A 26,723-nucleotide genomic window follows, 5' to 3' on the forward strand; every position below is an offset into this window, starting at 1 on the left:
GCCGTCAAAGCCGGCTGGTCGGGGCGACCAGGAGGCCGACCGGCCGGCGGACCCACCACTGGCCCGTCCGGCGCAGCTCCGACCAGGTCGAATAGCGGTAGTGGAACACACGGGCGCGGACCTGCTTCGGCGCAGCGCCCTCGAACGGGTCCCGGCCGAGCATCCGCAGCGTGCGCCGGTCTGCGGCCAGCAGCCTGCGCAGCAGCGGGATGAACCAGCTATCGCCCGGGGCGCCGAGGGCAAGGAACCACATCAGCCAGTCCAGGCGCAGATGATAGGGCGCAAACTGGCGCGGCAGCCGCCGCGGGTCGCCGGGCTTGCCCTTGAACTGGTATTCCTCCCACCGGTCGCCGTCGAGCGTTCCTTCGACGACGATCTCGAAGCGCTCGCGGGTGATGCTGCCGAAGGCGCCGTAGGCGTTGGCAAGGTGCCAGCGGTTGAAGCTGGCGTTCATCAGCTGGCGCTTGGCGAACAGGTTGCGGGCCGGCCAGTAGCTCAGCACTACCATCAGCGCAGTGACGGCGAGGACGATGACGGTGAACCAGAGCGGCGTGGCACCGTAGTCCGGCGTCAGGGCCGGATCTCCGGGAAGGACGGCGGCGATGGCCCGGTCGCCCAAGGCTGCCGAGGCGATGATGATGGTCAGCCAGTTCAGCCAGGCGAAATTGCCGGAGAGCACCAGCCACAGCTGGGTGATGATCAGGATGGCGGCGGCGATGCTGCCGATGGGCTGGGGGAAGAACAGGAAGAACGGGACGACGAGCTGGGCGAAATGGTTGCCAGCCACCTCCGCCTTGTGCAGCGGCTTGGGCAGATGGTGGAAGAACCAGCTGGCAGGGTTCGGCATCGGCTGCGTCTCATGGTGGTAGTACAGGGCCGTCAGGTCCCGCCAGACCCGGTCGCCGCGGATCTTGATCATGCCGGCCCCGAACTCCAGCCGGAAGGCCAGCCACATGAACAGCCAGAGCACCGTGACCGGCGGCGCGATGTCGTTGGAGCCCAGGAATGCCGCCAGGAAACCGGCCTCCAGCAGCAGCGTTTCCCAGCCGAAGCCGTAGAAGGTCTGCCCGACGTTGACGATCGACATGTAGAGGCCCCACAGCAACAGGAACGCCGCCATCGGAAGCCACGGCGGCCCCGCCTGCGGCACGCCGGCCACCAGCAGCAGCGCCACCACCGCGCCGGTCCAGGCCACCGCCAGCAGCAGCCCGTCCGAGTACCGCCAGCGGAACAGCGTGGGTCCGCGGGCGGACGTCCGGGCCAGGTAGCGGGGAACGGGCAGCAGTCCGTGTTCACCGAGGAGTACCCGGAACTGCGCCACCGCGGAGAGGAATGCGATCGCGTAGACAGCGGCGATGCCGCGCTGCAGCACCTGCCGCGCCACCTCGAATCCGTCGGCCTCCAACCAATCCATCGCACTCTCCACGTTAGGGCGGTGGCCGAGGGTGTCAAGGTAATGCGGAGGACGTGCTGCAGGACCGCTGCGCCGTTTACCCGAAGAGCGCGGATGCCTTCATGAGTGTCTGCGCCACTCCGTAGAGCAGCGGGACGCCGACCAGCAGCCATCCCATTGCCACTTGTGCCTTCTTCATCAGTGCCTGTCCTTTCCTGCCACGGCGGAATCGAGATGCGCAGGCTCCGCAGCCGCCGGTTCATGGTGCTTGGAGTCGACCGGTTTGACCAGCAGGTTGGCGGCGAACCCCAGCACCAGCAGGCCGACCATCGTCAGCAGGGCCGGCTGGTAGGCCGCCGCCGTCAGCTCGCCCGGCTTGCCCTGCGCGTCGAGGAAGGCGTTGACAATCAGTGGTCCCGCGATGCCGGCCGCGGACCAGGCCGTCAGCAGCCGGCCGTGGATGGCGCCGACCTGGAAGGTGCCGAAGAGGTCGCGCAAGTAGGCGGGAACGGTCGAAAATCCGCCGCCGTAGAAGCTGATGATGACGAAGGCAAGCAGCACGTAGAGGGAGGTGGCGGAGTGGCCGACCAGCGCCAGGGCAACGTAGAGCACCGCGCCCACGCCAAGGTAGATCATGTAGATCTTCTTGCGGCCGATGTAGTCGGAGGTGGTTGACCACGCGAACCGGCCGGCCATGTTACCGATGGACAGCAGCCCGACGAATCCTCCCGCCACGGCCGCGGTGACGAGTGAACTCCCGTCGGCCTGCCTGAAGAAGTCCTGGATCATCGGCGAGGCCTGCTCGAGGATGCCGATGCCGGCGGTGACGTTGCAGAACAGCGCGATCCAGACCAGCCAGAACTGCGGGGTGCGGATGGCGTTGCGGGCCGAGACGTTGGCGGTCGTCACCAGCTCCTTCGCTTTTACCTTGGAGGGATCGAAGCCGGCGGGCTTCCAGCCGTCGGCGGGGACTTTGATGGTCATCGCGCCGAACATCATGTACAGGAAATAGACGACGGCGAAGGTCAGGAAGAGCTTGCCGACGGCGTCTCCGCTGGCGACCCAGCCGGGGGTGCCGTCGAAGGAGGGATCGTAGAACTGGAGCAGAGCGCCGGACAGCGGGCTGGCGATCAGCGCCCCGCCGCCGAAGCCCATGATGGCCATGCCCGTGGCCAGTCCCGGACGGTCAGGAAACCACTTGATCAAAGTGGAAACGGGGGAGATATAGCCAATGCCGAGCCCGATGCCTCCGATCACCCCGTAGCCGAGGTAGACGAGCCACAACTGGTTGCTGAAGATTCCGAGTGATCCGACGAGGAATCCCGCGGACCAGAAGACCGCCGCCGTGAACATCGCCTTGCGGGGCCCGTTCCGGTCCACCCAGGTGCCCATGACGGCAGCGGACAGGCCGAGCATGACGATGGCGACGGAGAAGATGACGCCGATTCCGGTGAGGCTGGCATCGAAGTGCGCGACCAGGGCGTTCTTGTACACGCTTGTCGCGTAGGCCTGTCCGATACACAGGTGGACGGCCAGGGCTGCCGGCGGAATGAGCCAGCGGTTGAACCCCGGCGGGGCGATGGAATTTTTGCGGTCCAGCCAGGCCATGCAGGTGCCTCCCGGGTGATTAATCGTTTGTTCCCTCCTGTGCGTTATATCACAACGCCGCCCTCGGGTCGGCTTAGACCGGGTGCTTACGGTTGTCCGCCGCAAGGGCGAGAATGAGTCCATGGAGACCGGCGCAAAGGGCCGGCACCGGTCGCGCCGGGTTGAGGCCGCACGGGGTGTGATGCGATTCTCGGCCGAAGCGGACTTCTGGTTCCGGCCGGTGTGTCACCATGAAATCCGGCCCCGGCGGGAGCGCCGGGACACATAAGGAATGGAGGGGCAGTGCAGGAGAAGGACGGTCAGCGGGACACGGAGTCGGTGACGACGCCGCGGGCCGGCATGCTGCCCATCGTCAGGCCGGTGAACCAGGCCGGCGCCTCTCCCGACGGGACGGCGGCCGGCCAGCCTCGACCGGGCCGTCCCGTCCCCGAATCCGCGGACGATGGCCCGGTGGCCACGAAACAACAGCCCCGGCAGGCGAGGGCCCAGTCCCGCCGGCACCACAGGCACCGGGGAAAGCCGGAGCTGCCGAAGAGGCCTGTGGCGAAGGAAGCCAAGCCGGTCCCCGCCGGCACGGCTCCGCTGCCCCTGCCCAAGAACCAGCAGCGGACCAACGCGGCCGCTCGCCGGATGCTTCGCAAGCTGGTACAGGGCGAGGCCCCTCCGACAGCCCCGATGAGCATCGTCGAGCGCCTCGCAGGCAGCCCCTACGCCAACCCGCTCGTGCAGAGCTCCGGGGTGGACGCGTCGGCGCGCCTCACACTGGACTTCGCCCTCGACGTCGCCGAAACTATGCTGAGGTTCGGTGCCGGTGCGCTGGAGGTCGAATCCAGCATCATCGCAGTGACGGCCGCCTTCGGGCTGCGCGACGTCGACGTGGACATCACCAACCAGTCCGTGGTGATCAACTATGCCCGTCCGGACACGGTGCCGATGAACGTCCTGCGCGTCGTGCGCTCGTGGACCAACAACTACGCGGGTCTGTCCGCGGTGCACCAGCTCGTGACGGACATCGTCAACGGCGGCGTGGGGCGGACCGAGGCCAAGGAGCGGCTGAAGCAGATCACTTCGCGTCCCAAGCCGTTCCCGCGCTGGATGGCGATCGGTGCCGGCGGCGTGTTCTCCGCCGCGATCACCGGATTCATGGGCGGCGGAATCTTCGCCGGCCTGGTGGCGCTGCTCGCCACCGTGCTGATGGGTCTGCTCGGCCGGAAACTCAACAAGTGGCGGGTCCCGGACTTCTTTGTCACCGCCGTTGGCGCATGCCTGGCCACCGTCGCGGCACTAGTCTTCTTCCAGCTGCGCGTTCCGCTCAGTCCGGCGCTGGTCATTGCCGGGGGCATCCTCTATCTGCTGCCGACGGGCCGGCTGGTGTCCGCCACCCAGGACGCCATCAACGGCTTCCCGGTCACGGCCATGGGGCGTTACCTCTCAGCCTTCCTGACCTTTGCCGCCATTGCCTCCGGGGTGGCCGTGGGACTGGTTGCCGGAAACCTGGCGGGGGTCAGCCTGCCCGAAATCTTCGTCGAAGGAGGGATCAGTTATCCCTTCATCGTCCGGGCCGCCCTGCTGATGGTCGCCACCATCGCGATTTCCATCACGGAGCAGACCCGGGCGAACATCCTGCTGCCGACTGCCCTGGTGGGGGTTGTCGGGCTGATGGTCTACGAGGCCGTCCTGCTGGCCGGACTTGGATCGCGCATCAGCCCGTTTGTTGCCGCCGTCGTTATTGGTTTCCTCGGGCGGATCGTCGGACTGCGGCTGGGCTCCCCGCAGCTGGTAGTCGCCGTTCCTGCAGTGCTCTTCCTGCTTCCGGGCTTCTCGGTCTTCCGCGCCATCTATGAGCTGACGATCAGCACCGAGCAGGCGTTCAACGGCATGATCGGCTTGCTCGGCGCACTGACCGTGATCCTGGCGATGGCCGGCGGCACGGTGCTCGGCGACTATCTGGCCCAGCCCCTTACCCGCGATCTCGGGTCCAATGAGGGCCGGCGGCGGAACCGCCGCCGCTAGCCCGGATAGTTCTCGGGAAAGATCTGGCCGGCGGGGGTCTTCTTCTCCGCCTGGAAAGCATCCTCGGCGCGGCCGTACGCCCAGTAGCCCGAGATCGACACCTGCTTGCGGTGCAGCCCGTGGTCCTTGAACAGAACATCGCGCAGTTCCTTGACCGCGCCGCGCTCGCCGTGCACAAATGCGTCCACGTCTCCGGCCGGCCAGTCCAGCTCCGCCACCGCGTCGCGCAGCAGCGAGGTGGTGCCGGCGGGACGGCCCTGCCGGTAGAGCCAATGCACTTCGACCCCGTCCGGAGCGCCGAGGTCCTGCCTGTCCGCGGGGGAATCGACTTCCAGGAACGCATGGCCGGCGGCGCCCGATGGCAGGGCGTCGATGGCGGCGGCGACGGCGGGCAGCGCGGCGTCATCGCCTGCGAAGAGGTACCAGTCGGCTCCCGCTGCGGGGGAGTAGGCGCCGCCGGGTCCGGTCAGCATCAACCAGTCGCCGGCACGCGCGGAGGCGGCCCAGGGGCCGGCCACGCCTTCGTCGCCGTGGACCACGAAATCGATGGCCAGCTCGCCGGCCTTGGTGTCCACACTGCGGACCGTGTAGGTGCGGCTGACCGGGAGCCGGTCGGCGGGCAGGCTTTCCTTAAGCTCCGCCACATTCGCGGGAAGCTCGACGTCCAGGTCCGGCGGGAGGAACCAGATCTTCACATACTGGTCCGTGGCCGGTTTGGGCTCGAACTTCGCGAACCCCTCGCCGCCGGCGAAGACACGGACCATGTGTTCGGAGAGCCGCTCGGTCCTGGTGACCTGCAGGTTGATCTGCGGCTTTCGGGTCCGGGCGGGTGCTGCGGGCTGGCTCGACATCGACTGCTCCTGGCTTCCTTGATACTTAGGCCAACCTAACCCAGTAACGCGCCCGTGCCCAATTGGCGTTACCTGCCGGGGCTGGCCGGAAGGCGCCAGTCCACCGGGGCCGCCCCCTGTGAGGCCAGCAGCCCGTTGACCCGGCTGAAGGGGCGCGAGCCGAAGAAGCCGCGCGCTGCCGACAGCGGGCTGGGGTGCGCGGACTCGACCCTGGGGACATTGCCCAGCAGCGGCGCAAGGTTCTGGGCGTCGCGGCCCCAGAGCACAGCCACCAGCGGACCGCCGCGGGCCACGAGGGCGCGGACCGCCAGCTCGGTCAGTTGCTCCCAGCCCTTGCGCCGGTGGCTTCCGGCCTTGCCCGCTTCCACGGTCAGCACCCGGTTCAGCAGGAGCACGCCTTGGCCGGTCCAGGCGCTGAGGTCGCCGTGCGGCGCCGGCGGAATGCCGAGGTCCGACTGGAGCTCCTTGTAGATGTTGGCCAGGCTGCGGGGCAGCGGCCGCACACGGCGGTCGACCGCGAAGGAGAGGCCGATCGGATGGCCCGGCGTCGGGTACGGATCCTGGCCCACGATGAGCACTTTCACCGCGTCGAGCGGCTGTTCGAAGACCCGCAGGATATTGGCCGGCGCAGGCAGGATCTCGTGCCCCTCGCGCCGCTGCTCGGCCAGCTGGTTAGCCAGGGCATGGACGGTTGCGGCCGCCGGGGCCAGCGCCTCCGCCCACTGCGGATGCATGACGTCCCCGAGTTCGGCCGGGGCGGCAAAAGGGTAGGCCGCGGCTGCCGGCCCCGCGCCTTGGCGGGCCGGCAGCGGAAACAGGGCACCGTCGTCGTCAGTCATGCCCCCTATGGTGCCGGGAACAGGGACGGAAGCGCGAGCCGGCCCGGGCGTCGGCAGGATCACCGCGGCCGATAAATGACAACGCTGTGCTTCGGCCTTAAAATGGGCAGGACAGTTTCCCCGGCAAACCAAAGGAAGTGACGGTACGTCGTGCCCGGTCCCGCCGAAGCCAGCGCCTTCTCCCTCGACACCGAAGTTGACGAGTCGAGCCCGCTGAGCGAACGGGACCAGAAGATGCTGGCCCTGGAGCGGCAGTGGTGGAAGTACTCCGGCGCCAAGGAGCAGGCGGTCCGCGAGCTGTTCGATCTCTCCGCCACGCACTACTACCAGATCCTCAACGCGCTCATCGATACCGAGGAAGCGCTGGCCCACGATCCGATGCTGGTCAAGAGATTGCGTAGACTACGTACGTCCCGGCAGCGCGCCCGCACGGCCCGCCGGCTGGGCACCAACGCCTGATCCGGGTCCTCCGGACATCCACTGACAAGGACGCACTCTTCAGCGATGACCAAGTATCCCCGGGACGAGTTTGACCAGGTTCCTGAAACGTATGACCGGCACGGTGTCCACCGCGCGCACGTCGACGTCAGGAAAAGCAGCGGGCTCGGCCTGATCATTCTGGCCTCCGTGCTGGCCCTGGCCGTGGGCGCGGTGTCCTTCTTCGTCGTCCCGCTGCTGGGTGCAGGCGGAACCGGCCTGCCGGCCACGCAGACGGCGACCGCGGCGGAGTCGCCGGCCGCTGCAACGAAGACGGCCGAGCCGACGGAGCCGGCAGCCTCGAAACAGGCCGCAAAGCCCACGGAGGCGGCCACAAAGGAGGCCAAGGAGGCCACCGCCGAACCGACGGACGAGCCTACGGAAGAGCCTTCGGAGGATCCGAGCGCGGAAGCGGCAGGCGAGGCAGTCAACCGGGCCGACCCACTGCTGATCTTCAATGCCGCCGGCGTCACCGGCTTGGGCGGCACGGTGTCCGGGCGCCTCAGCGCGGACGGCTGGTCCGTCGCCCTGGTCGACAACTGGCAGGGCGGGGCAATGCCGAACTCGGTCATCTACTACAACCCGGGCCAGGCAGCCAACGCCGAGGCGGTCGGCCAGCTGCTGGGCATCACCGACCTGCGCGAGACGGCCCAGGGCGCAGTGTCGCTCTACGTGACCGTGGTACTCGGTCCGGGCTTCCAGTAGCCCGCGGCGGCGCGCAACCGCCGCATCATTACACCTCCATAACGTTCAATGTGCCGCGCCTCACATCCCGGCCCGGGTGCCGATAGAGTAAACGCACCTGATTGCCGGGAGCAGTGGCTGCAGGGGGAACTACTGGACTGGAGAGCAATATGGCGCTGGGAACCGTCAAATGGTTCAACGCGGAGAAAGGCTACGGCTTTATCACCGTTGATGAAAACAAGTCGGACGTATTCGTGCACTGGTCGGCGATCCTGATGGACGGCTACCGATCCCTCGAGGAGGGGCAGCGCGTCGAATTCGAGATCGGGGAAGGCCAGAAGGGGCCTCAGGCCGAAGACGTGAAGGTCTCTGCCTGACTTATTAAGTACGACGGCGGCGGGTGAGGTTTCGTGAGGATCTCGCCCGCCGCGGTCGTCGCCGAATGCGGTTAGCCCGGCCGCTGCGCCGGGACCGGTCCTACTCCTTGAGCGGCACGCCCTTGGCATCCCGGCGGAACATCTCCGCGCCGACGAGGATCATGATGCCTTCGATAAAGCCCCAGATGGCACCGACGCCGAAGGTCACCAGGGTCACGGCGATCTGGGCGATGCCCAGGCCGACGTAGCCCAGGTAGAAGCGGTGGATGCCTAGCCCGCCCAGCAGGATGCCCAGGAGCCCGGCGACGAGCCGCGACTTCTGTTCGGGGTAGCCTCCGTAATACGGCTGGCCGTAGGGCTGCTGGCCGTAGGCGGGCTGGCTGAAGGGCTGTTGGCCGTAGGGCGCCTGGCCGTAAGGCTGCTGGTAGGGGCCACCCGCCGGTGCCTGCGGATAAGGGCCGGCCGCCGGTGCCTGCGGATAGGGGCCGCCCGCTGGTGCCTGCGGATAAGGGCCGGCCGCCGGTGCCTGCCGGTCCGGCCCCGGGCCGTGCTGGGCCTGCCCGTAACCGGGCAGGCCGGGCTCCTCCTGCTGGGGCGGTGTCCGGCCGGGTTCCTGCGGCCTGCCCAGCGGCCGGGTGGGATAGGATCCGGCGCCGGCCAGAGGCTCGGTGGGATTCTCTTCGGGTTGGTCCTGCCTGCTCGGATTCTCCGACATATCGACGGCCCTTCACTCGGGATTCACTGATGCTCGAATACCAATCTACGGGCCGGCCGGATGCCGAGCCATGGGGGGCCACCCTGATCCTGAGGTCGGGGTGGCCCGGGAATTTTCCGCGTCTCGCGAAGACCGGGCCGCGGGCGCCGTGACGGCTTGCACTCGAGGTGGCTGAGTGCTAATTATGGAGTTGGCACTCTCGCAGGCCGACTGCTAACGCGGCCGGTTCGGCGGGAGAGAGTGAAATTCCTAAGCCACTGTGGTGAGGGTCCCGGCGCGGTGTGAAGAGATCGCCGCCGCCGGAATCCGTCCGTCGCGGGCACCGCCGTGGCTAGCAGCCGGGTGATTTCCGGTTGCGCCCGCTGTCTACTGTCCAGAAGGGACGATGCCGCCATGGCAAAGATCATTAGCTTCGACGAAGAGGCCCGCCGCGGCCTCGAGCGGGGTCTGAACATCCTCGCTGACGCTGTTAAGGTGACCCTCGGCCCGCGCGGCCGCAACGTGGTCCTCGAGAAGAAGTGGGGCGCCCCCACGATCACCAACGATGGCGTTTCCATCGCCAAGGAGATCGAACTCGACGATCCGTACGAGAAGATCGGCGCCGAGCTGGTCAAGGAAGTTGCCAAGAAGACCGACGACGTCGCCGGCGACGGTACCACCACCGCGACCGTGCTCGCCCAGGCCCTGGTCAAGGAGGGCCTGCGCAACGTTGCCGCCGGCGCCGATCCGCTGAGCCTCAAGCGCGGCATCGAGAAGGCTGTTGACGCCGTTACCGCCGAGCTGCTGGCCTCCGCCAAGGAAATCGAGACCAAGGAACAGATCGCCGCTACCGCATCGATCTCCGCGGGCGACCCGCAGATCGGCGAGCTGATCTCCGAGGCACTCGACAAGGTGGGCAAGGAAGGCGTCATCACCGTCGAGGAGTCCAACACCTTCGGCCTCGAGCTCGAGCTCACCGAGGGCATGCGCTTCGACAAGGGCTACATCTCCGGCTACTTCGTCACCGACGCAGAGCGCCAGGAGACGGTCCTGGAGGATCCCTACATCCTGATCGTCAACTCCAAGATCTCCAACGTCAAGGATCTGGTTGCCGTCCTGGAGAAGGTCATGCAGTCCGGCAAGCCGCTGCTGATCATCGCCGAAGACATCGAGGGCGAAGCCCTGGCCACCCTGGTGGTCAACAAGATCCGCGGCACCTTCAAGTCCGTCGCCGTCAAGGCTCCGGGCTTCGGCGACCGCCGCAAGGCCCAGCTGGCCGACATCGCCATCCTTACCGGTGGCCAGGTCATCGCCGAAGAGGTCGGCCTGAAGCTGGAGAACGCCACCCTCGACCTGCTGGGCCAGGCCCGCAAGGTTGTTGTCACCAAGGACGAGACCACCATCGTCGAAGGTGCAGGCGACGCCGAGGAGATCGCCGGCCGTGTGGCTCAGATCCGCGCCGAGATCGAGAACTCCGACTCCGACTACGACCGCGAGAAGCTGCAGGAGCGCCTGGCCAAGCTGGCCGGCGGCGTTGCAGTCATCAAGGCCGGTGCCGCAACCGAGGTCGAGCTCAAGGAGCGCAAGCACCGCATCGAGGACGCTGTCCGCAACGCGAAGGCTGCCGTTGAGGAAGGCATCGTCGCCGGTGGCGGCGTAGCCCTGATCCAGGCCGGCGCCAAGGCGTTTGCCAACCTGCAGCTCGAAGGCGACGAGGCCACCGGTGCCAACATCGTCAAGGTTGCCATCGATGCCCCGCTGAAGCAGATCGCCTTCAACGCCGGCATGGAGCCGGGCGTTGTGGTCGACAAGGTCCGCGGCCTGGAGCCCGGCCACGGCCTGAACGCTGCGACCGGCGTCTACGAGGACCTGCTGGCTGCAGGCGTGAACGACCCGGTCAAGGTCACCCGCTCTGCCCTGCAGAACGCGGCGTCCATCGCCGGCCTGTTCCTCACCACCGAGGCCGTTGTCGCCGACAAGCCGGAGAAGGCCGCTCCGGCCATGCCGGGCGGCGACGACATGGGCGGCATGGGCGGCATGGGCGGCTTCTAGCCTCTCCTGCCTGTCCTGCCGACAGCGCGCCACGTCTGCAAGGTGCGGTTCCCGTCACGGGGGCCGCACCTTGCGGCGTTAAGACCGGCCAGTGCCTCGAACGCGCGCGGCCCTGGCCGGGCACGTACGGGGGACAAAGCCGCAGGCTAAGCCGACAACGTCAGGCCCGGGGAATACGATGGGGCTTGTCCGACCCAACTCGAAGACTCCGGGCAAGCGTCCGGCGGCTATCGGCAAACCCGGCCCGGAACCGGACCGCAGGAGTGGAGGCATCATGGCGGAGGCTGAGGTCCTGTCCGGCCTGGACAATGAACTCGGATGGCAGCGCGAGCTATACCAGGATCTCCATCGGAATCCGGAACTCAGCCTGGCCGAACACCGGACCGCGGAGCTGGTCCAGGACAGGCTCGCGGGCTTCGGCTACGACGTCCAGCGCATAGGAGGCACCGGCGTCGTTGGTATCCTCGCCAACGGAGACGGACCCACGGTTCTGGCCCGGGCGGACACCGATGCCCTGCCGGTCACGGAAGCGACGGGCCTGCCGTATGCCTCGACGGCCACCGCCGTGGACGAGAGCGGCAACATCGTGGGCGTTATGCATGCCTGCGGGCACGACTTCCACGTTGCTTCGCTGCTGGGTGCGGCGAAACTGATGGCTGACGGCCGCAGGCACTGGTCGGGCACCTACATCGCCCTGTTCCAACCCGGCGAGGAAATCGGGGCAGGCGCCCAGGCCATGCTCGACGACGGCCTGGCGGCGAAGGTGCCGAAGCCGGACGTGGCCCTGGCCCAGCACGTCATGCCGTTCGCCGCGGGCAGGATAGGGACCACGCCTGGGCCCATCCTTTCCGCCGGCGACTCGGTCAGGGTTACGGTCTACGGGAAGGGAGCCCACGGCTCCATGCCGCACAACTCGGTGGACCCCGTGGTGCTGGCGGCCTCGATCGTCATGCGGCTGCAGACCATCGTGTCCCGCGAGACCAAGCCCGGCGACTTCGCGGTGCTCACCGTGGGCGCGCTGAACGCGGGCTTCAAGTCCAACATCATTCCGGACCGCGCCACCCTGCTGCTGAACATCCGGACTTATGACATGGGGCTGCGCGGACGGATCATCGACTCGATCGAACGGATCGTCGGGGCCGAGTGCGAGGCGGCCGGCTCTCCGCAGCCGCCGGAATTCGGCTACTACGACCAGTTCCCGCTGACCTCCAATGATGCCGCGGCCACCGAGCAGGTGACTAAGGCCTTCCGGGCGCACTTCGGCGGCGAGGCGGTCTTTTCGATGAAGCCGGCTACCGCATCGGAAGATTTCAGCCGGATCCCCGATGCTTTCGGGACGCCCTACACCTATTGGACCGTCGGCGGCGTCGACCCCGGGACATACCGCGAGGCGGTGAAAAACGGCAGCGTCGACCAGGACATCCCCGCCAACCATTCGCCCTTCTTCGCCCCCACCATCGATCCGACCCTCGGCATCGCAACCCAGGCCCAGGTGGTGGCGGCACTGTCCTACCTCGGTGCGGACGACCCCTCCTGACCGGCACGGCCCGGCAGCCCATCACCGCCGGTGCCGTCGGACGGCAGGTAGCTGACCGCCGGCAGCGGCGCGGCCGGTTGTCCCGGCAGCTCGGCAGCTAGCGGGGATCCCCGGCCGGGGCCGACGCCAGCTCGGCCGCGAGGTTGGCCCGTGCCTGTTCCAGCCACAGCCTGCGGCCGGCGGCCGTGCGGTAGAGGGGATCCAGTGCCAGCAGCCGGCGTACGACGGCGGCGCGCCCGGCCGCGAAGTCGGCGTCGGCGATGTGTGTGTACTCCTTGCGGACGTTGCGCAGGTACCGGCGATAGCCGTCCGGCTCCTGTCCGAGGACGGAGAGGTCGGCGTCGCAGAGCAGGGCCCCGGCGGCATCCTGTGGCTCGGGCGAATGGGCCGCGGTCAGCAGCACCAGCCGGACCACCTTCTCCACCTCGGCCGCGGCAATGCCTGTGGAGGGCAGCATCCGGGCGGCAAGTTCCGCCGAATCCTGTTCGTCCCGGCCGGCCACGCCGTTGTAGACCGCGTCGTGGAACCAGGCGGCCAGCGTGACGGCTCGGGGCAGGGGGCCGGGGTCTTCGCCCGCCTCCCGAAGCAGGTCGAGGCTGTCGAGCACAGCCAGCAGGTGCACCCGGTCGTGGTAGTGCCGGTGCTCTTCGCCCCAGCGCCGGATGAGTTCGCGGCCCAGCCCGGGATGATCCGGCATGACGGTGGCCCAGCGCGAGGCGAGCGCCGTGCCCAGCTTCCCGGACCGGCGCCGGGCGGGCACCCGCAGTCCGCTCCCGATCAGCCGGCGCACGAGCTCCGCCCCGGATACTTCCTGCGCGCCGAGGACCACGAGTTCCGCATACCGTTCCAGCGGCACATCGTAGTGGTCCAGATCAAACGCCCGCGGCGGCACGTCGGCGGCCGCGGCGAAGGCATGGAGCTCCTCCAACGAGTCGTCGGAAACCAGATGCGAGAAACGTGTTCCATGGGCCGGCCAGCGGGGTGGATCGATCAGGATTGCCATCTACGCAAGCTTAGATCCATTACCGCGGTCCAATACCGCCTGCGGTGATCTGAAAAGATAGGTCCATGACCATTACTGCTGCCGCCGACGGCTCGGCCCTCGGCAATCCCGGACCCGCGGGCTGGGCCTGGTTCATTGACGAGAATTCCTGGGCAGCAGGAGGCTGGCCGCACGGAACCAACAACCAGGGCGAGCTCATGGCCGTGCTGGACTTGTTCAAGGCGACCGAGCACATCCCGCAGGAACCCTTGCGCATCCTCTGCGACAGCCAGTACGTCATCAACTGCATCACCAAATGGATGCCGGGATGGAAGCGCAAGGGCTGGCGCAAGGCGGACGGCAAGCCGGTCCTCAACGTGGACCTGCTGCAGCAGATCGACACCGCGATCAAGGGCCGCAGCTACGAGTTCGAATGGGTCAAGGGCCACGCCGGGCATGACCTCAACGAGGCCGCCGATGTGCGGGCCCGGGCGGTGGCCACGGCTTTCCAGAACGGTTCCGTCATCCCGCACGGGCCGGGATTCGCCGGCGCCCTGCCCCGCCACGCCGAAACCACCTCGGCTGTCGCCGAATCGGCGATTCGGGCCAAGGAACCGCAGCTTCCGCCCTCCGAACCGGACTTGTTTTCCGCCCTCGAGGACTACGACGAGGCCGGGCAGGAGCCGGCCGAGGACGTGGTCCTCCGGCTCGAGAAGGAATTGCTGGATCCCGGGACCCGGGCGGACTTTGGCCGGCTCGGCGTGCTGCTGCATCCCGACTTCGCGGAGATCGGGCAGTCGGGCCGAATGTGGACCAGGGATGCCATGATCAGCTCGCTCCAGGAGGATCCAGAGACCGACGCGTCCTTGGAGGTCTTCGCCGCTGAACGGTTGGGCGAAGACAGCATCCTGCTGACCTACCGCACCAGCACGCGGACCGGATCCGCCCTGCGCAGTTCGCTCTGGCTCAGGGACGGGGAGCAGTGGCGGCTGCGGTTCCACCAGGGGACTCCGGAACGGAACTAGCACCGTAGGCCGCGGGCAGCCGGCCGCGGGGAATCGAACGCCTCGCGCAGGAGGGTGGCGCCCGGGAACCGGCGGGCCCAACTGCTGTGCTTGGGTCAGCCCATGAACATGCGGGCGTTGGCCTCCTCCGCCTGTGCGTACTGCTGGGAGGCCTGCGCCAGGGCGGCATTGATGCTCGCCAGGGATTCCTCCACCTTCAGCTGCGTGGCCCGCCAGTCGCTGACGAGCTGCTGGAAGTTCGCGGACGCGGAGCCGGTCCAGAGGGACTCAAGTTCGCGCAGGCCGGCCTGCATGGTGTTGACCTCGGCCTGGAGCCGGCGGATGGTGCCCTGCACGGCCATGCTCTTGGCGTTGAGGGCTTCACTGTCTACGTGGAATACCGCCATGATCGAATCCTTCGAAGTTGAGGCTTGATGACACTTCGAGGCTAGGCGCGTCCCCGCTGCCGGACGAGGACCGGATTCCGGGTTGTGGATAACCTCAGCCGTCAGTCGATCTCGTAAACGCGGTCAGGATCCTCGGGGAGCGGCTCGTACGGGATGCGGATCGACATGGTGGCCCCGCCGCCCTCCGTTTCGCTGAGCCGTACCGTGCCGTCGTGCTGCGCCACGAGCGCGGCAACGATGGCCAGGCCCAGGCCCGTCCCGCCCGTTTCGCGGTAGCGGGAGGTGTCTGCACGATAGAAGCGTTCGAAGACCCGGGCGGCGTCCTCGTCGGAAATTCCGGGACCGTGGTCCCGCACCTCGATCACCGAGTCCTTGCGGTCGGCGATCACCGGCTCCACGCCGACGGCAATCTCGATCGGGGAACCGCCCGGCGTGTAGCGCAGGGCGTTGGTGACCAGGTTCGCCATCACCTGCCGCAGCCGGCCTTCGTCGCCCACTACGGGGGCGGAACGTGGTGCGGCCCCGTCCAGCCCGATCACGCTAATGTCGCGGTCGGGGGCGCTCGCCCGGGCATCCATCGCGGCGTCGTTGCCCAGCAGCAGCAGGTCCAGCGGCTTCGACTCCAGCGGACGCTGCTCGTCAACGCGGGCCAGGGTCAGCAGGTCCTCCACCAGCTGCCCCATGCGCTGGGCCTCGGCCTCGATCCGGCCCATCGCTGCCTTGACGTCTTCTTCCGTCTGGAGGGCCCCGTGGCGGTAGAGTTCCGAGAAGCCCCGGATGGTGACTAGGGGCGTGCGCAGCTCGTGGGAAGCGTCGGCGACGAACCGGCGCATGCGCGTCTCCGAGGTGGCCTTGGCGGCGAACGCGGTTTCGATATGGGCGAGCATCGCGTTCAGGGAGCTCGAGAGCCGTCCGATTTCCGTGGCCGGGTTGTCCACCTCGACGCGGCGGGAAAGGTCCCCGGCGGCGATAGCCGCCGCCGTCTTCTCCACCCTGGCCAGGGGGCGGAAGGCGCGCGTGACGGCAAGCCATGCGATGGCCGACGCCGACACGGTGGCAAAGAGTCCCAGCAGCAGGCTCAGCGCCGTGGCGGAGTCCACGGTGTCGTTGATTTCCTTGTAGGACCGGGCGATCACGACCGTGCCGCCCTGGTTGGGCAGCGCGTAGGCAAACGCGCGCCACCCCGGGCTTCCCGGGGCGGTTCCCGCGAGATCATAGATCGCGGCATCGCCCCGCCCGAGGATCTCCGGCATGGTCAGCCCCGGTATGGCCGGAGCATCGCCGTCGACACGCGGTGTCTTCCTGATGCTGGTGCCGTCGGGAAGCAGGAGCGCGCCGTAGTAGCCGCTCAGCCGCAGGTTCGCGTCGTCGCGGGACAGCAGGACCCCGCCCATAATCTCCGCGTTGCTGTCGAGCCCGACATCCATCCGGTCAATCAGGTCGCTGCGGATGAAGGCGATGGTGATAGCCGAAAGCAGTGCGATCGTGGTGGCGACGAGCACGCTGATGATCGCCACCAGTTGCGTCCGCAACGAGACACGGTTCCACCGCTCGAGCAAGGTCAGCGCTTTTCCGACGTGCGGAGCAGGTACCCCACTCCGCGCTTGGTCTGGATCAGGGCGGGGGCGTCCGGATTGATGTCAATCTTCCGGCGCAGGTAGGAGATGTAGGACTCGACGATGGACGCGTCTCCATTGAAGTCGTACTCCCAGACGTGGTCGAGGATCTGGGCCTTGGAGAGCACGCGGTTCGGGTTGAGCATCAGGTAGCGCAGCAGCTTGAATTCGGTCGGGGAAAGGTCGATGACCTGGCCGCCGCGGCGGACCTCGTGAGCGTCGTCGTCGAGTTCCAGGTCTTCCACCTGGATGACAGCGTCGTCCTCCAGCAGCGGCTGCGTGCGCCGCAGCACGGCGCGGATACGGGCCACGACCTCGTCGAGGCTGAACGGCTTGGTGACGTAGTCGTCGCCGCCAACGGTCAGGCCGGTGACCTTGTCCTCGGTTTCGTCCCGGGCAGTCAGGAAGACGACGGGGAAGTGCCGGCCCGCGGCCCGCAGGCGCCGGGTGACCGTGAATCCGTCCATGTCCGGCAGCATGACGTCCAGCACCGCGAGGTCCGGGTTGTGCTGCTCGGCCGCGGCGAGGGCGTCGCGCCCGTTCGCGGCGGCAACGACGTCGAATCCGGCGAAGCGCAGGGAGGTCGAAAGCAGCTCCCGGATGTTGGGTTCGTCGTCGACAACGAGCAGGCGTGCTTCGGGTCCGTTCTTCTTCACATTTCCCAGTATGCTCACAGTTTCTGGGAGTTGTCTGCACGTCGGATGGGAGCGGGCCCAGAGGCACCTTTGCGCCGCAGGGACGACCGCGGTCCCCGCTCCGGCGGCCGCGTGGCCCGCCGTACCGCCTACTCCGCCGGGTTCGGGATGTCCTGGGCATCCATGATCGTGTAGGCATAGCCTTGCTCGGCCAGGAAACGCTGGCGCTTGGCGGCGTAGTCCTGGTCCAGGGTGTCGCGGGCGACCACGGTGTAGAAGCGGGCGGCGCGGCCGTCCGACTTGGGCCGGAGCAGCCGGCCCAGCCGCTGGGCTTCCTCCTGGCGGGAGCCGAAGGAGCCGGACACCTGGATCGCCACCGAGGCCTCCGGGAGGTCGATGGAGAAGTTGGCCACCTTGGAGACCACCAGCGTGTGGATACTGCCGGCGCGGAATTCGTCGAAGAGCCGCTGCCGTTCCTTGACCGAGGTTTCGCCCTTGATCACGGGGGCATCGAGCCGCTCGGCGAGGTCGTCCAGCTGGTCGATGTACTGGCCGATCACGAGGAGCTGCTCCCCGCGGTGGCGGGCGGCGAGACGCTCCACGACGTCGGACTTGGTGTCGGATGCCGCGCACAGACGGTACTTGTCGCCGTCGTCGGCCATGGCGTAGGCCACCCGCTCGTCCCGGGGCAGGTCCACGCGCACTTCCACGCAGTCCGCCGGGGCGATGTAGCCCTGCGCCTCGATGTCCTTCCATGGGGCGTCGTAGCGCTTCGGCCCGATCAGCGAGAAGACCTCGCCCTCGCGGCCGTCTTCGCGGACCAGCGTTGCCGTCAGGCCGAGCCGCCGCCTCGCCTGCAGGTCCGCGGTCATGCGGAAGATCGGGGCGGGCAGCAGGTGCACCTCGTCATAGATGATCAGGCCCCAGTCGTGGCCGTCCACCAGTTCCAGGTGCGGGTAGATCCCGCCGCGGCGCATCGTCAGGACCTGGTAGGTCGCGATGGTGACCGGCCGGACCTCCTTGACGGCGCCGGAATATTCGCCGATCTCTTCCTCTGTCAGCGTGGTGCGGCGCAGCAGCTCGTCCTTCCACTGCCGCGCGGAGACGGTGTTGGTGACCAGGATCAGCGTGGTGGTGCTGCTCGTGGCCATGGCCGCGGCGCCCACGAGTGTCTTGCCCGCGCCGCAGGGCAGGACGACCACGCCGGACCCGCCGGACCAGAAGTTCTCCGCGGCCACCTGCTGGTAGGGCCGCAGCTGCCAGCCGCCGGTCTCCTTGCCCGCGCCGGGGGTCTCGGTCAGCCGGATCGGGTGCGGCGTGCCGTCCACGTAGCCGGCCAGGTCCTCGGCAGGCCAGCCGAGCTTCAGCAGCAGCTGCTTGAGCTGGCCGCGCCCGGAAGAGTGCACCACCGTGGTTTCGCCGTCGATGCGCGGGCCGAGCAGGGGCTTGACCTTCTTGGCGTGCATGACCTCTTCGAGCACGGGGTAGTCGTTGGTCCGCAGCACCAGCCCGTGCTGCGGGTCCTTCTCCAGCCGCAGCCGCCCGTAGCGGGACATCGTCTCTTCGATGTCGACCAGCAGCGCGTGCGGCACCGGGAAGCGCGAATAGTTCAGCAGCGTGTCCAGCACCTGCTCGGCGTCGACGCCGGCCGCCCGCGCGTTCCACAGGCCCAGCGGCGTGATCCGGTACGAATGCACGTGCTCGGGCGCCCGCTCCAGTTCCGCGAACGCGGCGATGGCGTGGCGGGCCTCGGTGGCCTGCTCGTGGTCCACTTCCAGCAGGATGGTCTTGTCGCTCTGGACGATCAGCGGCCCGTCAGCCATCCGTTTGCTCCTTCTCGCTGCCGGTGTCCTCCACCAGCTCGATGTCCATCACGCGGTGGATCGGCACCACCCGCTCGTTCCCGCGGTCCGGGTCCGCTACGCGGAGCCGGCCGCCGCCGACCGACAGCGGCTGCAGGATCTCCCGCCGGTGGTTGCCATGCGGATCCACGATACCCATCCGCACGCGCTTCTTCATCCGGATGGCGCGGCGCAGCGTCTCCAGTGCCAGCAGCGGCTCGGCCTCGGCCGCCCTGCCGGCACCATCGGCGGCGCTCCCGTGCAGCAGTTCCAGCTGCGCCTGCAGGTCCTCCTCCGTGAGCTGCCACGGGTTGGTGGTGACCGCGAACGACGGCGGGATGGCTCCTTCCGTCCGGGCGCTGCGTTCGGTGTTTTCGGGCGCGCTCCCCGTGCCAAGCGCCGGCATCCCGTCCCGGTCCGGCGCGGGGGAGTAGCCCAGGCTGCGGAGCGAAGCCAGCAGTTCCGCGGCGCTCGCCGGGGCGGCGAGGACGGTCGGGGCGAGGCGGCGCAGCCCTAGGCCGGCGGCGCGCGGATCGGCCAGCAGGTCGTCCAGGAGATCGGGGTCCTCGCTGCGGAGGTAGGAACCGGCCGATCCGACCCGGATGGCGCCATGCCGCCCCGCCGTGTCCTCGACCAGATAGCGCAGGGGCTGCGGCACGCCGGTGGCCGAGTGCCGCTCCAGGAACGCGAGGATTCCGGGCGCGTCCCGGCCGGCGTCGAGGGCCCGCCGGATGGAGTCCGCGGAGAAGCGGTGGATGGCGGCCGGGCCCTGGCCCTCGGCGCTGGAGAGTTCCTGCAGTTGCCGTGCGACGGCGGGTTCCAGGTACCCCGGGGCGACGGCGGTCAGGTCGCCCTGCAGCATGAAATGGGCCAGCGGGGCCGGCAGTGCGCCGGCCAGGAGCTCGGCCGCGGCAGCCGGATCCTCAAGCAGCAGGGCGCCGAAGGCGGTCAGCGCGCCCGATCCGAGCAGGCCCAGGCTCGCAGCTTCGTCCAGCATGCCTGGAACCAGCCGGTCGAACTTCCGCTGCTGCCGCGGCGACTGCCAGCCCAGGTACGCGATGACCTGGCCCGAGGATGGGGCGGGGACAGCGCCGGCCCGGTCCGGCGCAGCGGGTCGGGTGAGTTCCGCCAGGGCCGCCAGCATTCGGCGGCGCACCGGCGGGGCATCCGGACGGGCCGCCTCGGCGGCCAGCACGTTGATCTGCGCTCCCCGCGGCGCGGCAGGTCCGGCCGCCGCCTTCTCCGTTCCGCGCCGCGGCGGGGAGGGGGCGGAACCGACCGTCGGGGTGCCCGCGAGGGAGGGGGCGCGGCCCAGCTCGAGCCAGGCCGTGGCCAGCAGCTGCCACTGAAGCTGCCGGTCCAGTGCCGCATAGCCTTCGGCGCCGTGCGGGACCCAGCGGGAGGTATCGACATCCAGGACCAGCAGGCCCGCGGCCGCGGCGAGTTCCAGCAGCCAGCCGGTCTCCCTGGTGCCGGCCTGCAGCTCGTCCGCCAGCCGCCGAACTTCCCGGACGCCGACGCCGCCGGCGCGCAGGGTGGCTACCGGCGACCGGGCCGCAGCGCCGAGCAGGTCCGACATCAGGCGCAGCGTCTCCGCCACGGCGGAGTAGGCCGCGTTGTCCCGGATGGCAGGGCGGGCGGTCCCGGCCTCGCCGGCACGGAAGGAGCCATCCTCGGTTGCCTCCGGCGCGAAAGCCAGCGGGGGACGGACATGCCACGGGTCGGCGACCGCGCCCCCGCGGAGCAGGAGCCCGACGGCCCTCGGCAGCTCCACGTGCGTGTTGTCGAGCGGCACCAGCAGGCCATGCGCCAGCAGCCAGGGCACCGGCTGGCGGAGCGGCTCCGCGACATCCACGGGACGCAGCGCGTCGGGCACGGCACCCACGGGCGAGGAATGGAAGCGCTCCAGCAGGTCCACCGTCTTCGGGGGAGCGTCGGCCAGCAGCGCGGGCCACACGTCCGGCTGCTGCAGCCAGCTCTCGAGCGCGGCCGCGGCGCCTTCCCCGGCGCCACCTTCCTCCGCAGCACCGTCCTCGGCCGGGCCGGCCAGGGGGTGGCCGGCGGCGCCCAGGGCGGTGGCGACGGCGGCGAGCCTGCCGCCGGTGGACGTATTCAGCGCGGCGAGGGTGCGGTGGCTGCGGCCCAGCGCCGCCGGGTAGGGGCCGAGCACGTCCACGAGGCTGGCCAGCGGAAGATAGGCGCAATGCCTGCCCCCGCCGTTGTTATTCTCCGCATCCTCCGCGGCTGGCGGCTCTCCGTCCGCGCGCACCAGCAGGCCCAGGGCGTGGAGGCGCCGGAGGTAAGGAACCGGCTGGTCCGGGGCGACTCCCTCGGGCGCGGCCAGCAACGGGGCGAGTCCGGTGGCGTCGGTCGCGGTCCCGGTATCGACGTCGGTGGCCAGGACCAGCGCTTCCAGCAATTCCAGCTCGGGCCGGTTGAGTTTTTCCAGCGCGCGCTGCAGGCTGACGCGGGTGCAGGCGCGGGCGGCAAGGGCGGGGAAGTCCGGAACGGGAGGGAGGCAAAGGTCCGGCCGGGCAAGGAACAGCTCCCGCAGCTGGTGGTTGCTGCGGGCCGCCAGGTCGTGGGCCAGCGCCCGGATGGAGGACACCGTATTAACGGTACCCGCCACGGCCTATGGGGGCTGCCGGGCCGCCGGCGCCTTAAAGACTGCGGCGGCGGCGGATGTTACGGATGACCATGGCGCCCATCAGCAGGAAGGCGACGGGGAATCCGACCCAGGCGATGCCCACGAAGCCGGGCCACGTTTCGGCGCCGAAGAGTGCTCCGATCAGGATGACAGCCAGGCTCACAATGCCGGCGGCGGAGATTACGGCGGCCAGGAGGATTAGCGTGACGACCAGCTTGTTGGCCTCGGAGCTGCCGCTGGGCTGGGGAACGGGAGCGTGGCCGGACATGTCCATAACGCTAACAGCGGACAACATGCCGGCAAAGTCGTGGAAGGGGCAGCCGGACAGGCTAATCTAGATACGGACTTCCCGTCTGCGACGGAGCCAGCGCAACAGCGCGCCGGCGGCCGGAATCCAGACGGAACAGCAAGGCAGCACCGGGCGAGAAGCCGGTGCATCAAACCGTAGAACGAGGTAGCTCAAGTGCCAATCGGCAAGGTGAAGTGGTTCGACACTGAGAAGGGATTCGGCTTCCTGGCCACGGACGAAGGCCAGGAAGTCTTCCTGCATGCCTCGGCCCTGCCCGCAGGGGTGAAAGAGGTCAAGGCCGGAACCCGGATGGAGTTCGGCATCGCCGAGGGCCGGCGCGGCGCCCAGGCGCTCTCCGTGCGGATCATCGATGCCAAACCGTCGGTTGCCAAGGCCACGCGGAAGCCGGCCGAAGACATGGCGGTCATCACGGAGGACCTGATCAAACTGCTGGATGCCATTTCCAACGGCCTCCGCAAGGGCCGGTATCCGGAGAAGGCGCATGCGGCCAAGGTCGCCGCGGTGCTGCGCCGTGTCGCCGACGACCTGGACGCATAGCCGTCGAGCCGATGACCAATCCCGAACCGGAGACAGCGGCCGCACCGGCCCCGAAGCGGCGCGTCTACCAGCGTGCGCCGAAGCTCGACGCGCTGCTGGCGGACGCCACCGAGCGGGCCCGCCACGGCGTGCTGGAGATTGCCCCCGCCGATCAGGTAGGGCGGCACGTCAGTGCCGTGGCCGAGGGCGAGCGGCTGGTGGTGCACCGCTTCGAAGCGCAGGTCCCCGGGTACGGCGGGTGGCAGTGGTTCGCCTCGGTGGCGCGGGCGCCGCGGAGCAAGCACGTGACCGTGTGCGAGGTAGGGCTGCTGCCGTCCGGGGAGTCGCTGCTGGCGCCGGACTGGGTGCCGTGGGCAGAGCGAGTGCGCCCGGAGGAAGCAGCCGAGGCCCAGGAAGCCGAAGCGGCGGAAGCCCAGGCTGAGGGCGAAACGGCGGAAGCCGGGACGGAAGGCGACGCAGCCGGGTCCTCCTCCGACGGCAGTGCCGGGATCGCAGTACCCCCGGCGGAGGACGCTTCGGACGAAACTTCGGACGCCGCCGTCGTTAGCGAAGAAGGCCCGGAGGCGCCGGAAGACGGCTCCGGGGACGGCCCCGAGGTACCGGAGCACGGCTCCGTGTCCGCGGCCGGAGAGCCCGATGGCGCGGCTGACGCCGCCGAGACCGCCGACGCGGCACCGGAGGCCAACGGATAGCCACCCGGCCGTCCGCGATGAGTCCTGCAGGAGGAAGGGAAAGTGAGCTCGATGTTCCGATCCCTGCAGTTCTTCAACTACCGGATCTGGTTTGTCGGCGCCATCGTGTCCAACGTCGGCACGTGGATGCAGCGGACCGCGCAGGACTGGCTGGTCTATGACATCCTGACCGACCGGGACGCTGCCGCGATGGGCATCGTGATGGCGCTGCAGCTGGGGCCGCAGCTGCTGATGGCGCCGTGGTCCGGGCTGATCGCGGACCGGTTCGACCGGCGGAAGATCCTGATGGTCACCCAGCTGAGCATGGCGCTGCTGGGGCTTGGGCTGGGGCTGATGGTCATAGCGCAGGTGGCCGAACTCTGGCACGTCTACGCGTTCGCCCTGGCCCTCGGCATCGTCTCATCGGTGGACGCGCCCGCGCGGCAGACCTTCGTCTCCGAACTGGTGCGCGACGACTACCTGCCCAATGCCGTGGCGCTGAACAGCACCTCCTTCAACCTGGCCCGGATGGTGGGCCCGGCGGTGGCCGGCGTCCTGACCGTGGCCGTTGGACCGGGCTGGGTGTTCCTGATCAATGCGGCGACTTTCGCCGCCCTCATCGCTGCGCTGCTGGCCATCCGCGGCTCGGAGCTGAGGGTGCTGCCGCGGGCGCCGAAGGGCAAGGGCAAGATCCGCGAAGGCTTCCGCTACGTACGCCACCGGCCGGACCTGGTGGTGGTGATGTGGGCAATCTTCATCATCGGCACGTTCGGCCTGAACTTTGCCATCTATATTGCGGGGATGGCGCGGACCGAGTTCGGCGGCCATGCCGGGGACTTCGGCCTGTTGTCCTCGGTGATGGCGGTCGGGTCCGTGGCGGGCGCCCTGCTCTCGGCCCGGCGCGAGCGGCCGCGGCTGCGCTACGTTTTCGGGGCTTCGGCGCTCTTCGCGGTCACCTGCACCGCGGCGGCGCTGATGCCCAATGCCTGGCTTTTCGGCGCCACCCTGGTGCTGGTCGGGGTCTCGTCGCTGACTATTATGACCAGCGCCAATGCCTACGTGCAGACGACGACCGATCCCGTGATGCGGGGCCGCGTGATGGCGCTGTACATGGCCATTTTCATGGGCGGGACGCCGCTCGGGGCGCCGTTCGTCGGCCTCATCTCCAACCTGTTCGGGCCCCGGTGGGGACTCGGCGTCGCCGCGATCTCCGGCGTCGTCGCGGCCTTGATCGGACTGATCTGGGCCTGGCGTGCGCGGCGGCTGCGCTTCGAGTACGACAGGGTGGCCGGGCGCCGGCTGCGCATCGTGTATCTGCCCCAGCGCAGCGGCTCACAGAACCGCCTTTAAACGGCTGAAGCGCCCCGTTGCCGGAGCGCTTCAGCCGTTGCGCGGACGATGTCAGCCGTTGAGCTGTTCCACGACGTAGTCGATGCACTTCAGCAGTGCGCTGACGTCCTCGGGCTCGATGGCCACAAAGGTGGCGATGCGCAGCTGGTTGCGGCCGAGCTTGCGGTACGGCTCCACATCCACGACGCCGTTGGCACGCAGCACCTTGGCGACCGCCGCGGCGTCGATGCTCTCGTCGAAATCGACCGTGACAATGACATTGGAGCGGTGCTCGGGGTTGGCCACGTACGGGGTGGTGTTCTTCGAGGCTTCGGCCCAGCTGTACACACGGCCGGCGGAATCCGCGGTCCGCTCGGACGCGAACTTGAGGCCGCCGTTGCCGTTGAGCCACTCGATCTGGTTGTTCAGGGTGACCAGCGTGGCCAGGGCCGGGGTGTTGTAGGTCTGGTTCTTCAGCGAGTTGTCGATCGCCGTGGTCAGGTTCAGGAAGTCCGGCACCCAGCGGTCCGAGGCGCCGATCCGTGCGGCACGCTCCAGCGCGGCGGGGGAGAACAGGCCCAGCCAGAGGCCGCCGTCGGAGGCGAAGTTCTTCTGCGGGGAGAAGTAATAGACGTCGCTTTCGGCCACGTCGACGTCGAGGCCGCCGGCCGCGGAGGTCGCGTCGATGAGGACCAGGGCGCCGTCGTCAGCGCCGGCCACCCGCTTGATGGGAGCAGCGACGCCGGTCGAGGTTTCGTTCTGGGCCCAGGCGTAGACGTCCACGCCGGCCTCGGCCTGCGGCTCGGGCAGGGAACCCGGCTCGGACTTGATGATCGAGGACTCAGCCAGGAACGGCGCCTTGTTCGTGGCCGCGGCGAACTTCGAGCTGAACTCGCCGAAGGAAAGGTGCTGGGCCTTCTCCTCGACCAGGCCGAAGGCAGCGATGTCCCAGAACGCCGTTGCCCCGCCGATGCCGAGAACCACCTCGTAGCCTTCCGGTGCCTGGAAGAACTCCTTCAGTCCTTCGCGCACGCTGCCGACGAGGTTCTTGACGGGAGCCTGCCGGTGGGAGGTTCCCAGCAGGTTCCGGCCTGCCTGAACTACGGCATCGATCTGCTCGGGGCGGATCTTCGAGGGACCGGCACCGAAGCGTCCGTCCTGGGGGAGCAGTTCTGTGGGGATGCTGATGGACTGGTTGTCGCTCATCTGGTCTCTTCCTGGCCGGCTACGGTGTTGACTGGAGTTCGCCCTTGAACCGTCTATATTCTGCCGTACCCTCCGGCCGGCCCGTAAGCCAGCGGGCGGTAGTCCCGCATTATGGAACCGTCAGAGCGCGCGGGCTGGCGCCCCGTTACCTGCCCAGCGCGGCAAACAGGCTAATCTGGACTGTGGGACAACGACGCCGGTGCGTCGGTTTGAGAAGCGGATTCCCGCCATCTGCGCCGAGGAGCAAGAAATAAGTGACTGATCTCATCGACACCACCGAGATGTATCTGCGGACGATTCTCGAGCTGGAAGAGGAGAACATCGTTGCCCTTCGGGCACGCATCGCCGAGCGGCTGCGCCATTCCGGTCCCACCGTTTCGCAGACGATCGGGCGGATGGAGCGCGACGGCCTCGTGGTGGTTTCGGATGACCGCCACCTGGAACTGACCGAGCACGGGCGCCGGCGCGCGGTCGAGGTCATGCGGAAGCACCGGCTGGCGGAGCGGCTCCTCGCCGACGTGATCGGGCTGGAGTGGGCGTATGTCCACGATGAAGCCTGCCGCTGGGAACACGTGATGAGCGAGCGGGTGGAACAGCGTCTCTATGAGCTGCTGGGCAGGCCCAAGGAATCGCCCTACGGCAACCCGATTCCCGGACTCGAAGCTCTCGGCGGCGAACCCGCCGCCGAATTCGCGACCGGGATGGTGAACCTGACCGAGGCCATGCGCGGCTACTCGGCGGAGCAGCGGGTGGTCATCGTCCGGCTGGCCGAACCGATCCAGGTGGACCCGGAACTGCTGGTCCAGCTGGAAGAGGGCGGCCTCAAGCCGGGTGCGGAGCTGCAGCTGGCCACGGCCGGCGAGTACATCTCGGTCCGTGTGCCCGGCATCGATGGAGCCCTCGAGCTTCCGCCCGAAGTCGCAGCCCACATCTTTGTCGCCCTGGGCTAGGAACGTCTCCGCCCTGGTCACGACGGATAAATCCGTTATCCACAGAGTTGGATAACGGATTTA

25 protein-coding genes are annotated in these 26,723 nt (G+C 68.6%); 11 read left to right on the plus strand and 14 right to left on the minus strand.

Annotation, left to right across the window (positions count from 1 at the left end; all coding sequences use genetic code 11):
* Nucleotides 1-4 precede the first annotated feature (4 nt).
* The 3 genes from WFH44_RS20355 to WFH44_RS20360 form a co-directional block, all read right to left on the minus strand.
* The gene (locus WFH44_RS20355; RefSeq protein WP_336716323.1) at nt 5-1,414 is read right to left on the minus strand and encodes a lipase maturation factor family protein; all 1,410 of its coding nucleotides are present in this window, start codon (nt 1,412-1,414) and stop codon (nt 5-7) included.
* Nucleotides 1,415-1,490: 76 nt separating this feature from the next.
* Nucleotides 1,491-1,592: an MFS transporter small subunit gene (locus WFH44_RS21485; RefSeq protein ID WP_442892944.1), complete on the minus strand. Its 102-nt coding sequence runs from the start codon at nt 1,590-1,592 to the stop codon at nt 1,491-1,493.
* The gene (locus WFH44_RS20360; protein ID WP_336716325.1) at nt 1,592-3,001 is read right to left on the minus strand and encodes an OFA family MFS transporter; all 1,410 of its coding nucleotides are present in this window, start codon (nt 2,999-3,001) and stop codon (nt 1,592-1,594) included. Before WFH44_RS20360 ends, WFH44_RS21485 begins: the two co-directional genes overlap by 1 nt.
* A gap of 525 nt (nt 3,002-3,526) precedes the next feature.
* On the opposite strand from WFH44_RS20360, the gene WFH44_RS20365 reads away from it, so the two are divergent.
* Nucleotides 3,527-5,014, plus strand: coding sequence for a threonine/serine ThrE exporter family protein (locus WFH44_RS20365; RefSeq protein ID WP_442892945.1), 1,488 nt, complete (start codon nt 3,527-3,529; stop codon nt 5,012-5,014).
* Here the strand turns inward: WFH44_RS20365 and WFH44_RS20370 are convergent.
* Entirely contained in the window at nt 5,011-5,865 is an 855-nt protein-coding gene (locus WFH44_RS20370) for a siderophore-interacting protein (protein ID WP_336716329.1), read from the minus strand. The two genes, WFH44_RS20365 and WFH44_RS20370, sit on opposite strands and share 4 nt — an antisense overlap.
* A 68-nt stretch (nt 5,866-5,933) precedes the next feature.
* Nucleotides 5,934-6,704, minus strand: coding sequence for a uracil-DNA glycosylase (locus tag WFH44_RS20375; protein WP_336716331.1), 771 nt, complete (start codon nt 6,702-6,704; stop codon nt 5,934-5,936).
* A gap of 150 nt (nt 6,705-6,854) precedes the next feature.
* On the opposite strand from WFH44_RS20375, the gene WFH44_RS20380 reads away from it, so the two are divergent.
* The 3 genes from WFH44_RS20380 (at nt 6,855) to WFH44_RS20390 (ending at nt 8,242) form a co-directional block, all read left to right on the plus strand.
* Nucleotides 6,855-7,163, plus strand: coding sequence for a DUF3263 domain-containing protein (locus WFH44_RS20380; protein WP_336716333.1), 309 nt, complete (start codon nt 6,855-6,857; stop codon nt 7,161-7,163).
* 45 nt (nt 7,164-7,208) lie between these two features.
* Nucleotides 7,209-7,886 (plus strand): LytR C-terminal domain-containing protein, encoded by a 678-nt coding sequence (locus WFH44_RS20385; protein WP_336716335.1) that lies wholly within the window; start codon nt 7,209-7,211, stop codon nt 7,884-7,886.
* A gap of 149 nt (nt 7,887-8,035) precedes the next feature.
* Nucleotides 8,036-8,242, plus strand: coding sequence for a cold-shock protein (locus tag WFH44_RS20390; RefSeq protein ID WP_262106141.1), 207 nt, complete (start codon nt 8,036-8,038; stop codon nt 8,240-8,242).
* A 100-nt stretch (nt 8,243-8,342) separates the two neighbouring features.
* On the opposite strand, the gene WFH44_RS20395 is transcribed toward WFH44_RS20390, so the two are convergent.
* A complete protein-coding gene (locus WFH44_RS20395) occupies nt 8,343-8,957 on the minus strand; it encodes a TM2 domain-containing protein (RefSeq protein ID WP_336716338.1) in 615 nt (204 codons plus the stop codon).
* 393 nt (nt 8,958-9,350) lie between these two features.
* Here WFH44_RS20395 and groL point away from each other — a divergent pair, with 393 nt between their 5' ends.
* A complete protein-coding gene (gene groL / locus WFH44_RS20400) occupies nt 9,351-10,988 on the plus strand; it encodes a chaperonin GroEL (protein ID WP_264797617.1) in 1,638 nt (545 codons plus the stop codon).
* Between the two features lie 274 nt (nt 10,989-11,262).
* Nucleotides 11,263-12,525, plus strand: a complete 1,263-nt coding sequence (locus tag WFH44_RS20405) for a M20 family metallopeptidase (protein ID WP_336716340.1) — start codon at nt 11,263-11,265, stop codon at nt 12,523-12,525.
* Between the two features lie 97 nt (nt 12,526-12,622).
* Here the strand turns inward: WFH44_RS20405 and WFH44_RS20410 are convergent, their stop codons facing one another.
* On the minus strand, nt 12,623-13,528 hold the full coding sequence (locus WFH44_RS20410; protein WP_336716343.1) for a DUF4031 domain-containing protein: 906 nt from the start codon (nt 13,526-13,528) through the stop codon (nt 12,623-12,625).
* Between the two features lie 65 nt (nt 13,529-13,593).
* On the opposite strand from WFH44_RS20410, the gene WFH44_RS20415 reads away from it, so the two are divergent.
* Nucleotides 13,594-14,532 carry a ribonuclease HI family protein gene (locus WFH44_RS20415; RefSeq protein WP_336716345.1) on the plus strand — a complete coding sequence of 313 codons (939 nt, stop codon included), beginning with the start codon at nt 13,594-13,596 and terminating at the stop codon, nt 14,530-14,532.
* Between the two features lie 95 nt (nt 14,533-14,627).
* Here the strand turns inward: WFH44_RS20415 and WFH44_RS20420 are convergent, their stop codons facing one another.
* The 6 genes from WFH44_RS20420 to WFH44_RS20445 form a co-directional block, all read right to left on the minus strand.
* Nucleotides 14,628-14,918, minus strand: a complete 291-nt coding sequence (locus WFH44_RS20420; RefSeq protein WP_336716347.1) for a WXG100 family type VII secretion target — start codon at nt 14,916-14,918, stop codon at nt 14,628-14,630.
* Between the two features lie 101 nt (nt 14,919-15,019).
* On the minus strand, nt 15,020-16,450 hold the full coding sequence (locus tag WFH44_RS20425) for a sensor histidine kinase (RefSeq protein WP_336716349.1): 1,431 nt from the start codon (nt 16,448-16,450) through the stop codon (nt 15,020-15,022).
* Between the two features lie 29 nt (nt 16,451-16,479).
* Entirely contained in the window at nt 16,480-17,190 is a 711-nt protein-coding gene (locus WFH44_RS20430; protein ID WP_264797610.1) for a response regulator transcription factor, read from the minus strand.
* 128 nt (nt 17,191-17,318) lie between these two features.
* Nucleotides 17,319-18,992: a DNA repair helicase XPB gene (locus WFH44_RS20435; RefSeq protein ID WP_336716351.1), complete on the minus strand. Its 1,674-nt coding sequence runs from the start codon at nt 18,990-18,992 to the stop codon at nt 17,319-17,321.
* Nucleotides 18,985-21,618 (minus strand): helicase-associated domain-containing protein, encoded by a 2,634-nt coding sequence (locus WFH44_RS20440; RefSeq protein ID WP_336716352.1) that lies wholly within the window; start codon nt 21,616-21,618, stop codon nt 18,985-18,987. Before WFH44_RS20440 ends, WFH44_RS20435 begins: the two co-directional genes overlap by 8 nt.
* A gap of 52 nt (nt 21,619-21,670) precedes the next feature.
* A complete protein-coding gene (locus WFH44_RS20445; protein WP_336716354.1) occupies nt 21,671-21,925 on the minus strand; it encodes a hypothetical protein in 255 nt (84 codons plus the stop codon).
* A 195-nt stretch (nt 21,926-22,120) separates the two neighbouring features.
* On the opposite strand from WFH44_RS20445, the gene WFH44_RS20450 reads away from it, so the two are divergent.
* Genes WFH44_RS20450 through WFH44_RS20460 form a run of 3 tightly spaced genes read left to right on the plus strand, consistent with a single transcriptional unit; the run spans nt 22,121 to nt 24,525 of the window.
* Nucleotides 22,121-22,504 carry a cold-shock protein gene (locus tag WFH44_RS20450; protein ID WP_262106130.1) on the plus strand — a complete coding sequence of 128 codons (384 nt, stop codon included), beginning with the start codon at nt 22,121-22,123 and terminating at the stop codon, nt 22,502-22,504.
* Between the two features lie 11 nt (nt 22,505-22,515).
* Entirely contained in the window at nt 22,516-23,196 is a 681-nt protein-coding gene (locus tag WFH44_RS20455; protein WP_336716356.1) for a DUF3027 domain-containing protein, read from the plus strand.
* Nucleotides 23,197-23,247: 51 nt separating this feature from the next.
* Nucleotides 23,248-24,525 carry an MFS transporter gene (locus tag WFH44_RS20460; RefSeq protein ID WP_336716399.1) on the plus strand — a complete coding sequence of 426 codons (1,278 nt, stop codon included), beginning with the start codon at nt 23,248-23,250 and terminating at the stop codon, nt 24,523-24,525.
* A 51-nt stretch (nt 24,526-24,576) separates the two neighbouring features.
* Here WFH44_RS20460 and serC read toward each other — a convergent pair whose 3' ends face one another.
* Nucleotides 24,577-25,710: a phosphoserine transaminase gene (gene serC, locus WFH44_RS20465; protein ID WP_336716358.1), complete on the minus strand. Its 1,134-nt coding sequence runs from the start codon at nt 25,708-25,710 to the stop codon at nt 24,577-24,579.
* Between the two features lie 254 nt (nt 25,711-25,964).
* Between serC and WFH44_RS20470 the strand changes: the two genes are divergently transcribed.
* Nucleotides 25,965-26,660 (plus strand): metal-dependent transcriptional regulator, encoded by a 696-nt coding sequence (locus WFH44_RS20470; protein WP_336716360.1) that lies wholly within the window; start codon nt 25,965-25,967, stop codon nt 26,658-26,660.
* The last annotated feature ends 63 nt before the right edge of the window (nt 26,661-26,723 follow it).

Origin of the sequence: Arthrobacter sp. USHLN218, from assembly GCF_037144715.1 — a bacterium.
Lineage (GTDB): Bacteria > Actinomycetota > Actinomycetes > Actinomycetales > Micrococcaceae > Crystallibacter.

What these genes read in the sequence shown, in the direction of transcription:
- WFH44_RS20415 (WP_336716345.1), top strand. Translation starts at nt 13,594, where the DNA reads ATGACCATTACTGCTGCCGCCGACGGCTCGGCCCTCGGCAATCCCGGA.
- WFH44_RS20370 (WP_336716329.1), bottom strand. Translation starts at nt 5,865, where the DNA reads ATGTCGAGCCAGCCCGCAGCACCCGCCCGGACCCGAAAGCCGCAGATC.
- WFH44_RS20420 (WP_336716347.1), bottom strand. Translation starts at nt 14,918, where the DNA reads ATGGCGGTATTCCACGTAGACAGTGAAGCCCTCAACGCCAAGAGCATG.
- WFH44_RS20355 (WP_336716323.1), bottom strand. Translation starts at nt 1,414, where the DNA reads ATGGATTGGTTGGAGGCCGACGGATTCGAGGTGGCGCGGCAGGTGCTG.
- WFH44_RS20455 (WP_336716356.1), top strand. Translation starts at nt 22,516, where the DNA reads ATGACCAATCCCGAACCGGAGACAGCGGCCGCACCGGCCCCGAAGCGG.
- WFH44_RS20375 (WP_336716331.1), bottom strand. Translation starts at nt 6,704, where the DNA reads ATGACTGACGACGACGGTGCCCTGTTTCCGCTGCCGGCCCGCCAAGGC.
- WFH44_RS20410 (WP_336716343.1), bottom strand. Translation starts at nt 13,528, where the DNA reads ATGGCAATCCTGATCGATCCACCCCGCTGGCCGGCCCATGGAACACGT.
- WFH44_RS20435 (WP_336716351.1), bottom strand. Translation starts at nt 18,992, where the DNA reads ATGGCTGACGGGCCGCTGATCGTCCAGAGCGACAAGACCATCCTGCTG.
- WFH44_RS20460 (WP_336716399.1), top strand. Translation starts at nt 23,248, where the DNA reads ATGTTCCGATCCCTGCAGTTCTTCAACTACCGGATCTGGTTTGTCGGC.
- WFH44_RS20395 (WP_336716338.1), bottom strand. Translation starts at nt 8,957, where the DNA reads ATGTCGGAGAATCCGAGCAGGCAGGACCAACCCGAAGAGAATCCCACC.
- WFH44_RS20390 (WP_262106141.1), top strand. Translation starts at nt 8,036, where the DNA reads ATGGCGCTGGGAACCGTCAAATGGTTCAACGCGGAGAAAGGCTACGGC.
- WFH44_RS20385 (WP_336716335.1), top strand. Translation starts at nt 7,209, where the DNA reads ATGACCAAGTATCCCCGGGACGAGTTTGACCAGGTTCCTGAAACGTAT.
- serC (WP_336716358.1), bottom strand. Translation starts at nt 25,710, where the DNA reads ATGAGCGACAACCAGTCCATCAGCATCCCCACAGAACTGCTCCCCCAG.
- WFH44_RS21485 (WP_442892944.1), bottom strand. Translation starts at nt 1,592, where the DNA reads ATGAAGAAGGCACAAGTGGCAATGGGATGGCTGCTGGTCGGCGTCCCG.
- WFH44_RS20360 (WP_336716325.1), bottom strand. Translation starts at nt 3,001, where the DNA reads ATGGCCTGGCTGGACCGCAAAAATTCCATCGCCCCGCCGGGGTTCAAC.
- groL (WP_264797617.1), top strand. Translation starts at nt 9,351, where the DNA reads ATGGCAAAGATCATTAGCTTCGACGAAGAGGCCCGCCGCGGCCTCGAG.
- WFH44_RS20405 (WP_336716340.1), top strand. Translation starts at nt 11,263, where the DNA reads ATGGCGGAGGCTGAGGTCCTGTCCGGCCTGGACAATGAACTCGGATGG.
- WFH44_RS20445 (WP_336716354.1), bottom strand. Translation starts at nt 21,925, where the DNA reads ATGTCCGGCCACGCTCCCGTTCCCCAGCCCAGCGGCAGCTCCGAGGCC.